Source organism: Xanthomonas translucens pv. cerealis (genome assembly GCF_006838285.1).
Taxonomy (GTDB): domain Bacteria; phylum Pseudomonadota; class Gammaproteobacteria; order Xanthomonadales; family Xanthomonadaceae; genus Xanthomonas_A; species Xanthomonas_A cerealis.
In genome coordinates this window covers 2,197,236-2,210,369 of sequence record NZ_CP038228.1, presented here as the reverse complement: position 1 = coordinate 2,210,369, position 13,134 = coordinate 2,197,236, and the positions used below count along the sequence as shown (strand labels likewise).

The following is a 13,134-nucleotide window of genomic DNA, read 5'->3' as shown; positions in this document are numbered from 1 at the left end:
CCGCGGAGGGCGGCACGATGGCCAAGAGCGCGATCACCATCAAAGATGTCGCACGCGAGGCCCGGGTATCCGTGGCCACGGTGTCGCGTGCGCTAAACGGGCACGAGAACGTCGCCGGGCCGGTGCGCAAGCTGGTGCTGGAAGTGGCCGAGCGCCTGCGCTACAGCCCGCATGCGGCTGCACGCAGCCTCAGCAGCCGCCGCACCCAGACCATGGGCGTGGTGCTGCCGGACCTGTACGGCGAGTTCTTCTCCGAACTGATCCGCGGCATCGATGGTGCCGCGCGCGCGCGCCGCCAGCACCTGCTGGTGTCCAGCTACCACGGCGATCCGGAAGAGCAGGGCCGCGCGCTGCGCGCGATGCGCGGGCGCGTGGACGGCCTGCTGGTGCTGTCGCCGTACGCCGAACGCCCCGGCTTCCTCACCGACAACCTGCCGCAGGCGCTGCCGACCGTGTTGATCAACACCCATCTGCCCGGCGCCGAGTATCCGGTGCTGAGCATCGACGACCATGCCGGCGCGGTGGCGATGACCGAGCACCTGCTGGCGATGGGGCACCGCCGCATCGCCTTCGTCGGCGGTCCGGAACTGAACTTCGATGCGCGCGAACGTCTGCGCGGGTTCCGAGACGCGATCGCCGCGCATCCGGGCCAGGCGCAGGGCCAGGAATTTCCCGGCCAGTTCGACGAAGCCTCCGGCCATCGCGCGGGGCAGGCGCTGTTGCAGGCCGGCACGCTGCCCGACGCGGTGTTCGCCGCCAACGACATGACCGCGCTCGGCTGCCTGTATGCCTTCGCCCAGGCCGGCGTGCGCGTGCCCCACGATGTGGCCCTGGCCGGTTTCGACGACATTCCGCTGGCGCGCTTCGTTCACCCCTCTCTCACCACCATGCGGGTCAGCATCGCCGGGCTTGGCGAGCAGGCGATGCGACGCCTGCTGCAGTTGGTCGACCACCCCGGCGCCGCCGACATGCAGCGCCAGACCCTGGTTCCGGAACTGGTCGTGCGCGATTCCAGCATGGCCCGTTCGTAGCGGCGCCGATGTCGGCGTCGCATTTGTCTTGTTGCACTTTGTCCGTATTCCAGCACCACTCAGCACCCATAACGAGCAATGCCATTCCTGGAGGGAAGCACCACATGAAGCACCCCCGACGTTCCGCGCGGCCCGCACCCAAGCTGTTGAGTTGCGCTCTGGCCAGTTGTCTGCTGCTTGGCGCCGCACCGGCGCTCGCGCAGAGTACCGGCGCCACCATCCGTGGCCAGGTCATGGTCGATTCCGCCCCGGCCGCCGCGGCGCAGGTCACCGCCACCAACCTGGCCACCGGCCTGAGCCGCAGCGTGCAGGCCAATAACGGGGTGTACGCCGTTGGCGGCTTGCCGCCGGGTTCCTATCGTATCGACGTCGCCGCCAATGGCCAGACCACCTCGCAGAACGTCACCGTGCAGGTCGGCCAGGTGGCGACGCTGAACCTGGGAGTGGGCGGCGAGGCGGCCACCGCGACCGCCGGCGACGCCACCACGCTCGGTGCGGTCAACGTCACCGCGCCGGCACTGGTGGAAACCCGTACCTCGGAGAATGCCAGCTATATCTCCAACAAGCTGATCGAGTCGCTACCGCGCGCGACCCGAAACTTCCTGGAACTGGCCGATACTGTGCCGGGCGTACAGTTCAGCCGCGACGGCCAGGGCAACACGACGATGCGCTCCGGCGCCACCTCCGCCAATGGCACCAACGTCTTTATCGACGGAGTCAGCCAGAAGAACTACGTGCTGACCGGCGGCGTCAGCGGCCAGGACTCCAGCCGCGGCAACCCGTTCCCGCAGTCGGCGATCGGCGAGTACAAGGTCATCACCTCCAATTACAAGGCCGAGTTCGACCAGCTCAGCAGCGCCGCGGTGGTCGCGGCCACGCGCTCGGGCGGCAACGCCTTCGAGGGCAGCTTCTTCTGGGACTACACCAACGACAAGTGGCGCAAGCCCAGCCCGCTGGAAGAACGCGATGGCAAGCGCGACGAGTTCAAGGAAGAGCAGTACGGCGCCACCTTCAGCGGCCCGATCCTCAAGGACGTGGCGCACTTCTTCGTTGCCTACGAGGCCAAGGAATACGTGACCCCGGGCGTGGTCCAGGCCGGTTCGATCTATCGCGACCGTGTCGAGGAACTGCCGGCCAACCTGCAGTCGCAGATCGGCACCTATCCGCAGCCCTTCAAGGAAGACCTCTACTTCGGCAAGCTCGACTGGACCATCGGCGAGAACCACTACTTCGAGCTCAGCGGCAAGTACCGCAAGGAAACCTCGATCGACGGCATCGACGGTACCAACGCTGCGTCGTATGCGACCGATACCTACCAGGAAGACAAGCGCGCAGATCTGCGCTACCAGTTCACCTACGGTCGCATCATCAACGATGCGCACGTGACCTATGAGAATTCCTTCGTCAATCCGCAGGCGGTCAACGGCGGACTCGGCTACAACCTGATGTACTATCCGGCCGACGGCAATCCGGACACCATCCTCAGCGTCGGCGCCGGCTCCAACTACCAGCGCAAGGGCCAGAAGGGCGTGGGCCTGCAGGACGACCTGACCATCCAGGACCTGCAGTGGCACGGCACGCATACGCTGAAGATGGGCGTGAAGTACAAGGACGTGGAACTCAACACGCTGCAGCAGATCCCGTACAACCCGCAGTTCTACTACAACATCCTGACCAGCACCGAGGTTCCCTACCAGGTGCAGTTCGGAGATGCGGTCGCTGGCACCAGCGGCGGCAACGCCGTCTCCAAGAACAAGCAGTACGGCATCTATCTGCAGGACGATTGGGAGGTCGACCAACACCTGACCCTGAATCTGGGCGTGCGCTGGGACTACGAGAAGACCCCGTCGTTCCTGAACTTCCAGACCCCGGGCGACGTCAGCTCGGCGCTGTTGAACTGGAGCAACCTGGACAACGCCGACTACAACATCCGCGATTACATCAGCACCGGCAACAACCGCAAGGCTTTCAAGGATGCCTGGCAGCCGCGGCTGGGCTTTTCCTACGATCTGGCGGGCGACCAGCGCCACGTGATCTTCGGCGGCGCCGGCCGTGCCTACGACCGCAACATCTTCGACTACCTGTCGCTGGAGCAGCTCAACGGCAGCTTCCGTTCCTACACCTACTACTTCCAGTCGGCAGCCAATCCATGCCGCGGCCAGCCATGCCTGGGCTGGGATCCGGCGTACCTGGATCCGGCCGCGTTGCAGGCACTGGTGGCCGGCGGCGGCGCCGGTAGCGGCCGTGAGATCTACCTGATCGACAACGACATCAAGACCCCGTACTCGGACCAGTTCAGCCTGGGCATGCGCAATGCGCTGGACCTGTGGGGCAATCAGTGGAACACCGAGGTGACGCTGTCGCACATCGCCAGCCATGACGGTTTCGCGTTCATGCTCGGCAACCGCCGCGCCGACGGTTCGTTCTTCGCCCCCGGCACCCTCTATGGCGCGCCGTTCGGCGAAGGCCCGGACGGCTTCGGCAGCGTGCTGCTCGGCACCAATGCGCTGGAGACGCGCAACGATTCCCTCGGGCTGAAGATCGACAAGCCGTACACCGCCAAATCCGGCTGGGGCGTGACCGTGGCCTACACCTTCAGCAATGCCAAGGAGAACCGCAAGTTCGGCGAGCACTATTCGCTCGACTACCCGAGCATCGGCGGCTACGGCTGGCACCAGGCCGCCGGCGTGCCCAAGCATCGGCTGGTCGCCACTGCGATCTACGATCTGCCGTGGGACATCACCCTGTCCGGCAAGCTGACCCTGTCCACGCCCACGCCGTTTTACGGCACCAACTGCCTGGCCGGCAACGACCAGTGCACCATCATCGAGTTCACCCCGGACCGAAGCATCGGCTACAAGGACCTGAGCCTGACCTTGAACAAGCAGTGGGATACCGGCAGCAACGTCAAGTTCAACGTCCGTGCCGATGTGCTCAATGTGTTCAACTGGACCAACTACAACTCCTACGGCGCCAATACCGGGACCGCCGCCGATCCGGACACCGCGTATGGCACCACCGATTACCAGATCTATGGTCAGATGCGCACGTTCCGGCTGTCGTTCGGCTTGAATTGGTAAGCAATGCCATCAAAACCGCCCCGGAAGATTCCGGGGCGGTCGCAGCAGGTCCCGGAATGGGATAGTTTCAATCGTGCATGTAAGCGATTTCACAGGGGTGTCGAAAGCATGAATCCGGGCAGCGTCGCACGCTCACCATTGGTCCTGCTGCTGGCGGCAGCAACGCTGCTGGCATCCTGCGAGAAAACCGAGGAGCCCTCCGTTGCGGACAAGAAGTCGGTAAAAGTGATCCTGATCGAAGCGGAACTCCCCCCCAAGTTGGTCAAGCCCGAATTGCCGCCGCTGTTCGACGACATCGAACGGCGCACCTTCCAGTTCTTCTGGGACACCACCAACGAGCAGAACGGCATGGCGGTGGACCGCTACCCGTCGCGCCCGTTCGCCAGCATCGCCTCGGTCGGTTTCGCGCTCACCGTCTATCCGATCGGTTACGAGAACGGCTGGATCAGCCGCGAGCAGGCGGTGCAGCGCACTCTGACCACGCTGCGTTTCCTGCGCAACGTGCCGGTTGGCCCGCAGCGCACCGGCCGCGCCGGCTACAAGGGCTTTTACTACCACTTTCTGGATATGCAGAAAGGCCTGCGCTACGACCAGTGGGTGGAACTGTCGAGCGTGGACACCGCGCTGCTGATGATGGGCGTGCTGTTCGCGCAGTCCTACTACGATGGCGACAGCGCCGACGAAAAGGAGATCCGCCAGATCGCCGACACGCTGTATCGGCGCGTGGACTGGAAGTGGATGCAGCAGCGCACGTCGCTGATCACGATGGGCTGGTACCCCGAGCGCGGCTTCATCCAGCACGACTGGATGGGCTACAACGAAGGCATGATGGTCTACCTGCTGGCGCTGGGTTCGCCGACCCATCCGGTGGCACCGGATGCGTGGCTGGAGTGGACGCGCACCTACAACAAGGACTGGGGCGTGTACTACGGCCAGGAATACCTGGCGTTCGGGCCGTTGTTCGCGCACCAGTACAACCACGTCTGGATCGACTTCCGCGATATCCAGGACCAATATATGCGCGAACACGGCATCGACTACTTCCTCAACAGCCGCCGCGCCACGCTCGCGCAGCGCGAGTACGCCATCGACAACCCGATGAAGTGGAAGGAGTACGGCGAGAACGTGTGGGGCCTGACCGCCAGCGACGGCCCGCAGAACACCACCCAGGACTACCGCGGCGAACCACGCCAGTTCTTCCACTACCGCACCCGCGGCGCCGGCTTGTTCGAGGCTTTCGACGACGGCACCATCGCGCCGACCGCAGTGGTGTCCTCGATCGTATTCGCGCCGGAGGTGGTGATCCCGGCGACCCAGGAGATGCACAAGCGCTTCGGCGACTACATCTATTCCAGCTATGGTTTCCTGGATTCGTTCAATCCCAGCTTCAACTACGATATCCCGCTCAGGACCGGGCGCATGCTGCCCAACCGCGGCTGGGTCGCAGGCGACTACATCGGCATCGACCAGGGCGCGATCGTCACCATGATCGCCAATTACCGCAACGAGTTCGTGTGGAACGTGATGAAGAAGAACAAGTACCTGCGTACCGGCCTGGAGCGCGCCGGCTTCAGCGGCGGCTGGCTGACCCCTGAGGGCGAGACCCAGCCGGTGCCGAAGAAGGACGAGCAGGCCGCTACGGCCCGGGCGCTGGGCATCGCCGAGTCGCGTGCCGCCTCCGCCGAGGCGCAGCCCAATCCCCCGCAGCGCCAACCGCAGAATCCGCAATGAGCGCATTGCCGACGATGCGCCGCTGGGCGACGCTGGGCGTGCTGGTGCTGGCCGTGTGCGGTTGCGCGCGCGCGCCGCAGGGCGAGGTGGTGCGGTTCTGGGCGATGGGCCGTGAGGCCGAGGTGGTGGCCGAGCTGATCCCGGAGTTCGAGAAGGAGCATCCAGGCATCCACGTGGATATCCAGAACATCCCGTGGACCGCCGCGCACGAAAAGCTGCTGACTGCGTTCGCCGCCGACGGGCTGCCGGACGTGTGCCAGCTCGGCAACACCTGGATTCCCGAGTTCGCCGCGCTGGACACGCTGCAGCCGCTGCAGCCCTACGTGGATACATCCAAAGTGATCGATCCGAAGGACTACTTCGCCGGCATCTGGGACACCAGCGTCATCGACGGCCAGCTGTACGGGGTGCCGTGGTACGTGGACACGCGCCTGCTGTTCTACCGCAAGGACATGCTCAGGGACGCCGGCGTGGAAAAACTGCCGCAGACCTGGGCCGAGTGGGAACAGGCCATGGCCGCAGTGAAGCGGCACGTGGGGCCCAAGCGCTATGCGATCCTGATGCCGATCAACGAATTCGAGCAGCAGCTGTCGCTGGGCCTGCAGCTGAATGATCCGCTGCTGCGCGACCACAACAACTACGGCAACTTCCGCAGTCCCGGTTTCCGCAAGGCGCTGGGCTTCTACGCCAACATGTTCGAGCAGGGCTGGGCGCCGAAAATGTCCGAAACCCAGATCTCCAACGTCTGGGATGAGTTCTTCAACGGCTTCTACGCGTTCTACATCTCCGGGCCGTGGAATATCCGCGAGTTCCGCAAGCTGGAGCCGGCGGCGCTGAAAGGGCAGTGGGGCACGATGCCGTTGCCGGGTCCGGACGGCCCGGGTGCCGGCATCGCCGGCGGCACCAGCCTGGTGATCTTCCGCAAGTCGCAGCAGAAGGACGCGGCGTGGAAGCTGATCGAGTTCCTGTCGCGGCCGCAGACCCAGGCGCGTTTCCATGCGCTGATCGGCGACATGCCGCCGCGGCGCAGCACCTGGGAGTACCCGTCGCTGGCCAATGATCCGCTGGCGCACGCGTTCCGCGACCAGTTGGAGCGGGTCAAGCCGGCGCCGAAGGTGCTGGAATGGGAGCGCATCGTGCAGGAAATGCGGCTGGTCACCGAGCGCGTGGTGCGTGGCGGCGAAAGCCAGGAGAAGGCCGTGCAGGACCTGGACAAGCGCGTGGACGAAATCCTGGAGAAGCGGCGCTGGATCTACCAGCAGCAGCATCCGCAGGCAGCGGCGGCGCCGGCGGCGGGAGCGGCGCCATGAAGCGCGGTTCCCTCGTCGGCTGGCTGTTCGCCGGGCCGGCGCTGATCGTGATCGGCGTGTTCTTCGGCCTGCCGGTGCTGTCGGCGCTGGCGCTGAGCGTCACCGACTTCGACCTGTACGCGCTGGCCGACAGCAACCACCTGCGCTTCGTCGGTTTCGGCAACTACATCGCGCTGCTGCAGACGCAGATGTTCTGGAAGTCGCTGTGGAACACCACCTACTTCGTCATCGTCGGCGTGCCGCTGTCGATCGGCGCCTCCCTGGGCGCGGCGCTGCTGCTCAATGCGCCGGTGGCGCGGTTCAAGCCGCTGTTCCGCACCGCGTTGTTCGCGCCGGTGGTGACCACGCTGGTGGCGGTGGCGGTGATCTGGCGCTATCTGTTCCACACCAGCTACGGCCTGGTCAACTACGGCCTGAGTCACCTGGGCATCGGCCCGATCGACTGGCTCGGCGACCCGCACTGGGCGATGCCGACGATCATGCTGTTCGCGGTGTGGAAGAACTTCGGCTACAACATGGTGATCTTCCTGGCCGGCCTGCAGGGCATCCCGCAGGACCTGTACGAGGCCGCGCGCATCGACGGCGCGTCGAAGTGGCGGCAGTTCCTGCACATCACCCTGCCGATGCTGGGGCCGGTGCTGCTGGTGGTCGGGGTGATCACCGTGTCCGGCTATTTCCAGCTGTTCGCCGAACCCTACGTGATGACCCGCGGCGACCCGCTGCAAAGCACGGTCAGCGTGCTGTACTTCATGTTCGAGGAAGGCTTCAAGTGGTGGAACCTCGGCCGCGCGTCGGCAGTGGCGTTCCTGCTGTTCCTGATCATCCTGGGAGTGACCTCCGTGATGCTGCGCTTCGGCCGCAAGAAGGACCTGGTATGAGCCGCGAAATCGGCGCCTCGCGCTGGAACACGCTGTTGGTCAACGGCGGGCTGTTGCTGCTGGCGCTGGTCAGCCTGGCGCCGCTGCTGTGGATGCTGTCGGTGTCGTTCATGCCGGCCGGGCAGGCGAGCCGGTTCCCGCCACCGATGCTGCCGACCGGCCCGACCCTGGCCAACTACGGCGAGCTGTTCTCGCGGACCGGCATGGCGCGCAACTTCGCCAACAGCCTGCTGGTGTCGTGCGCCATCACCTGCGGCTCGCTGTTGATCAACACCATGGCCGGCTATGCGTTTGCCAAGCTGCGCTTCGCCGGCAAGGAGCGGATCTTCCAAGTCCTGCTGGCGGCGCTGGTGATCCCGGCGCAGGTGGCGATGCTGCCGCTGTTCCTGCTGATGAAGCAGCTGCACCTGGTCAACAACTTCGGCGGGGTGGTGGTGCCGGCGCTGGCGACGGTGTTCGGCATCTTCCTGGTGCGGCAGTACGCGCGCTCGATCCCGGACGAACTGCTGGAGGCGGCGCGCATCGACGGTGCTGGCGAGCTGCGCATCTTCTTCCAGATCGTGCTGCCGATGCTCAAACCGGTGCTGGTGACGCTGACCATCTTCACCTTCATGGCCGCGTGGAACGACTTCATGTGGCCGCTGATCGTGCTGACCGATCAGGAGCACTACACCTTGCCGGTGGCGCTGGCGGCGCTGTCGCGCGAGCACATCATGGACGTGGAAATGATGATGGCCGGTGCTGTGGTGACGGTGATCCCGGTGCTGGCGCTGTTCCTGGCGCTGCAGCGCTACTACATCCAGGGATTGCTGCTGGGTAGCGTGAAGGGGTGAGGGAGTGCGCTTGCGAGCCACTCGCTCGCGCGTTCCCGAACGCCCGGCCATGGATGGCCGGGCCGGCGTATCCGGAGCCGGTATGCTGCCCCATGGACGGCATGGGGAATGTGCGGGTGTGGGAGTGCGCTTGCGTGGCTCGGCGCTGAACTGCCGGCCATGCTGAGGATGTAGCTGTAGGAGGGGCTTCAGCCCCGACGCCTTACCGGTAACGCGTCGGGGCTGAAGCCCCTCCTACAAAAAAGCCAACGACACAACGGGGACGAGGTTCATGACGGGAGCGGCGATGATGAGACGGTGGGCGATGGCCATCCTGGGCCTGGCGGCGGCACAGGCCTTCGCCGCGGCGCCGACCGCGCCGGTACCGCTGGACGGCTTCAATAATCTCGACAACTGGCAGATCGTGGTCTCCAATCAGGTCATCGCCTCGACCCGGCTGGTGCAGGCGGCCAGCGGTGGCCGCGCCAAGGCGATCTGCCTGGACTACGACTTCAACGGCGTCTCCGGCTATGCCGGGATCCGCCGCGCGATCCCGATCGAGTATCCGGACAACTACCAGCTCGCATTCCAGCTGCGCGGCGATTCGCCGAGCAACGACCTGCAGTTCAAGCTGGTCGACGCCAGCGGCGACAACGTGTGGTGGGTCAACCGGCCGCGCTACGACTTCCCCAAGCAGTGGAGCACGGTCAGCTTCAAGAAGCGGCAGATCGACAAGGCCTGGGGGCCGAGTCCGGACAAGGAACTCAAGCGCAGCGCGCAGGTCGAGTTCACCCTTTACAACCAGGTCGGCGGCAAGGGCACGGTGTGCTTCGACCAGCTGACCCTGACCCCGCTGCCGCCGCAGGACACCTCGCCGCTGACAGTGAAGGTCAGCGCCGACACCGCGCCGGCGCTGGAGCAGCGCATCGCCGACGGCAAAGCCGATACGGTGTGGTACAGCGGCAACGCCAAGACCCAGACGATCATGCTGGACCTGGGCAAGGTGCGCGAATTCGGCGGCGCCAAAGTGCAATGGGCGCCGGGCGTGTACGCCTCGCGCTACAGGGTCCAGGGCTCGGCCGACGGCCGCAGCTGGCGCGAGCTGCGCAACGTCAGCGCCGGCAACGGCGGCACAGACTGGTTGCCGATGCCCGAAACCGAGGCGCGCTACGTGCGCATCGACCTGGAGGACGGCCCCAGCTTCCGCTACGGCATCGCCGACATCGCGCTGCAGCCGCTGGCCTTCGCCGCGACTCCGAACGATTTCGTCAAGTCGGTGGCGGCCGATTCCACCCGCGGCTGGTTCCCGCGCGGCTTCAGTGGCGAACAGCCGTACTGGACCATCGTCGGCCTGGACGGCGGCCGTGAGCAGGGCCTGGTCGGCGAGGACGGCGCGATCGAAGTGGGCAAGGGCGGCTTCAGCATCGAGCCGTTCCTGCTGCTGGACGGCAAGCGCCTGAGCTGGGCCGACGTGAAGAGCGCGCAGAGCCTGCAGGACGACTACCTGCCGATCCCCAGCGTGGACTGGCGCCACGACAACGCCGGCCTGCGCATCACCGCCTTCGTCCAGGGCACGCCGGAGCAGGCGCAGCTGGTGGCGCGCTACCGGCTCAGCAACCCGAGCAAGAAGCCGCACGACTACACCCTGGCGCTGGCGGTGCGGCCGTTCCAGGTGAACCCGCCCAGCCAGTTCCTCAATACCGTCGGCGGGGTCAGTCCGATCCGTTCGCTGGCGTTCGACGGCGCCCAGGTGCAGGTTAACGGCAAGCCGCGCGTGTTCGCGGTGCAGAAACCCGACGCGGCCTATGCCACCGCGTTCGACGCCGGCATCGACATCGAACGCCTGGCCGCCGACACTGCCGCGCTGCCGCAGCAGGCGCAGGACGCCGACGGCCTGGCCTCGGGCGCGCTGCTGTACCGCGGGCGCCTGGCCCCAGGCGAAGTGCGCGACGTGGCCTTGCTGATCCCGCAGACCGGTGCGCAGACGCTGCCATCCGGGTTCGACGCGGCGCGTGCGCAACAGCAGGTGGCCGAGCAGTGGCGCGAGAAGCTGGACCGGGTGCAGCTCAACGTCCCCGCCGAGGGCAAGCCGCTGGCCGACACCTTGCGCACCGCGCTGGCGCACATGCTGATCTCGCGGATCGGGCCGCGCCTGCAGCCGGGTACGCGTTCGTATTCGCGCAGCTGGATCCGCGACGGCGCGATGATTTCCGAAGGCCTGCTGCGCCTGGGCCGCGCCGACGTGGCGCGCGAATATCTGGACTGGTACGCGCCGTACCAGTTCGCCAACGGCATGGTGCCGTGCTGCGTGGACGACCGCGGCAGCGACCCGGTGCCGGAGAACGACAGCCATGGCGAGCTGATCTTCGGCGTCGCCGACTACTACCGATACAGCGGCGACCGCGCGTTCCTGGAAAAGATGTGGCCGTACGTGCTGGCCGCGTACGAGTACATGGACCAACTGCGACTCAGCGAGCGGACCGAGGAGAACCGGGCGCGCAATCCGGCCTTCTACGGGATGATGCCGGTGTCGATCAGTCACGAAGGCTATTCGGCCAAGCCGATGCATTCGTACTGGGACAATTTCTGGGCGCTGCGCGGCTACAAGGACGCGGTGGAGATCGCCGCCGAGCTTGGCCGGATCGACGATATGGTGCGCTTCTCCGCCGCGCGCGACGAATTCCGCCAGGACCTGTACGCCTCGCTGGACAGCTCCGCGCAGCAGCACCACATCGATTTCCTGCCGGGTTCGGCCGAGCTGGGCGATTTCGATCCCACCTCCACGACCATCGCGCTGGCGCCGGGCGGGGAGCAGGGACGGCTGCCGCCGCAACTGCTCAACGACACCTTCGAGCGCTATTGGGGCGAGTTCGCCAGCCGCCGCGACGGCACGCGCGAGTGGAAGGACTACACCCCGTACGAGTGGCGCAATGTCGCCGCGTTCGTGCGCCTGGGCTGGCGTGCGCGCGCCTGGGACGCGACCCAGTTCTTCTTCAAGGACCGTGCGCCGCAGCCGTGGAACCAGTGGGCCGAAGTGGTCTCGCGCACGCCGCGCAAGCCGTTCTTCCTCGGCGACCTGCCGCATGCCTGGGTGGCCTCGGACTTCGTCCGCTCGGTGCTGGACATGTTCGCCTACGCCCGCGACATCGACGACAGCCTGGTGCTGGCGGCCGGCGTGCCGGTGGCATGGTTCGACGGCAAGGGCATCGCGATCCAGGATCTGCGCACCCCGCAGGGCGAGTTGAGTTACCAGCTGCGCCGGCAGAAGAATCGCCTGACCCTGGGCATCAGCGGTGGCCTGCGCGTGCCCAGCGGTGGCCTGGTGCTGCCGTGGCCGTATCCGGGCGAACCCGGGCGCACTCAGATCAACAGCGAGCCGGCGCAGTGGGAACATGGCGAACTGCGGATCCGTTCGTTGCCGGCGGATGTGCAGATTGAGGTGCGGTGAAGCCGGGACGTCGGGACTCGGGACTCGGTAGAGCCGGGACCGGGGACAGGGGACTCGGAACAGCAAACGCGACAGCAACAGCCAAACAAAAAGCGCCGGCATGCCGGCGCTTTTTGTTTGCTTTTGATTTTCCGGGTCCCCTGTCCCTGGTCCCCGGTCCCGACTTTACCGAGTCTCGCGCACAATTGCCGCCGCCTTCGCCGCGCTTTCCCGCACCTTGTCCCACGCGCCGTTGGCCAGCCAGTCCTTCGGTACCATCCACGAGCCGCCGATGCAGACCACGTTCGGTTGCGCCAGGTACTCGGCGGCGGTGCTTTCGCCGATGCCGCCGGTGGGGCACAGCTTCAGGTCCGCCAATGGACCGGCCAAGCCCTTGAGCATCGCCAGGCCGCCGACCGCGGTGGCCGGGAACAGCTTGCACACGCGGAAGCCGCGCGCCATCAGCGCCAGCAGTTCGGTCGGGGTGGCCGCACCCGGTACCACCGGCAGCGGCGCCCGCACCAGCGCCTCGGCCAGCGCCGGCGGCGTACCCGGGGTCACGATGAAATCGGCGCCGGCGTCGATCGCCTGCTGCAGCTGGGTTTCGGTGAGCACCGTGCCGGCACCGATCTTGATGTGCGGCAGCTCGCGCTTGAGCATCGCCAGCGCGTCCATTGCCACTGGCGTGCGCAGGGTCAGTTCGATCGCGGGCAGGCCGCCTTCGAGCAGCGCGGCGGAGACGCGGCGCGCCTCGTCCAGGCTGTGCACGGTCACCACCGGCAGGATGCCGGCGGCGCGCAGGAGCTGTTCGGCGGTGTTCTGGTATTCGGCAATCGTCATGGCAATCTCGTGTTCGCGATGATGG

At 66.3% G+C, this 13,134-nt stretch carries 8 protein-coding genes; 7 read left to right on the top strand and 1 reads right to left on the bottom strand.

From position 1 onward, the window contains the following. Window positions 1–17 precede the first annotated feature (17 nt). The 7 genes from E4A48_RS09725 to E4A48_RS09695 all read left to right on the top strand — a co-directional run bounded on the left by E4A48_RS09725 (window position 18) and on the right by E4A48_RS09695 (window position 12,290). A complete protein-coding gene (locus E4A48_RS09725) occupies window positions 18–1,031 on the top strand; it encodes a LacI family DNA-binding transcriptional regulator (RefSeq protein ID WP_039006593.1) in 1,014 nt (337 codons plus the stop codon). Window positions 1,032–1,135: 104 nt separating this feature from the next. Then, complete coding sequence (locus E4A48_RS09720) at window positions 1,136–4,111, top strand: TonB-dependent receptor (protein ID WP_039006590.1); 2,976 nt, start codon at window positions 1,136–1,138, stop codon at window positions 4,109–4,111. A gap of 108 nt (window positions 4,112–4,219) precedes the next feature. After that, window positions 4,220–5,842: a glucoamylase family protein gene (locus tag E4A48_RS09715; protein ID WP_039006588.1), complete on the top strand. Its 1,623-nt coding sequence runs from the start codon at window positions 4,220–4,222 to the stop codon at window positions 5,840–5,842. Beyond that, window positions 5,839–7,152, top strand: a complete 1,314-nt coding sequence (locus E4A48_RS09710; protein ID WP_009593196.1) for a sugar ABC transporter substrate-binding protein — start codon at window positions 5,839–5,841, stop codon at window positions 7,150–7,152. The genes E4A48_RS09715 and E4A48_RS09710 overlap by 4 nt, the downstream gene beginning before the upstream one ends. Next, window positions 7,149–8,030 carry a carbohydrate ABC transporter permease gene (locus E4A48_RS09705; protein ID WP_142742333.1) on the top strand — a complete coding sequence of 294 codons (882 nt, stop codon included), beginning with the start codon at window positions 7,149–7,151 and terminating at the stop codon, window positions 8,028–8,030. Before E4A48_RS09710 ends, E4A48_RS09705 begins: the two co-directional genes overlap by 4 nt. Then, window positions 8,027–8,863, top strand: coding sequence for a carbohydrate ABC transporter permease (locus tag E4A48_RS09700; protein ID WP_142742332.1), 837 nt, complete (start codon window positions 8,027–8,029; stop codon window positions 8,861–8,863). The genes E4A48_RS09705 and E4A48_RS09700 overlap by 4 nt, the downstream gene beginning before the upstream one ends. A 304-nt stretch (window positions 8,864–9,167) precedes the next feature. Next, a complete protein-coding gene (locus E4A48_RS09695) occupies window positions 9,168–12,290 on the top strand; it encodes a discoidin domain-containing protein (RefSeq protein WP_142743142.1) in 3,123 nt (1,040 codons plus the stop codon). Between the two features lie 165 nt (window positions 12,291–12,455). On the opposite strand, the gene E4A48_RS09690 is transcribed toward E4A48_RS09695, so the two are convergent. After that, window positions 12,456–13,109, bottom strand: coding sequence for a bifunctional 4-hydroxy-2-oxoglutarate aldolase/2-dehydro-3-deoxy-phosphogluconate aldolase (locus E4A48_RS09690; RefSeq protein ID WP_142742331.1), 654 nt, complete (start codon window positions 13,107–13,109; stop codon window positions 12,456–12,458). Between the last annotated feature and the right edge of the window lie 25 nt (window positions 13,110–13,134).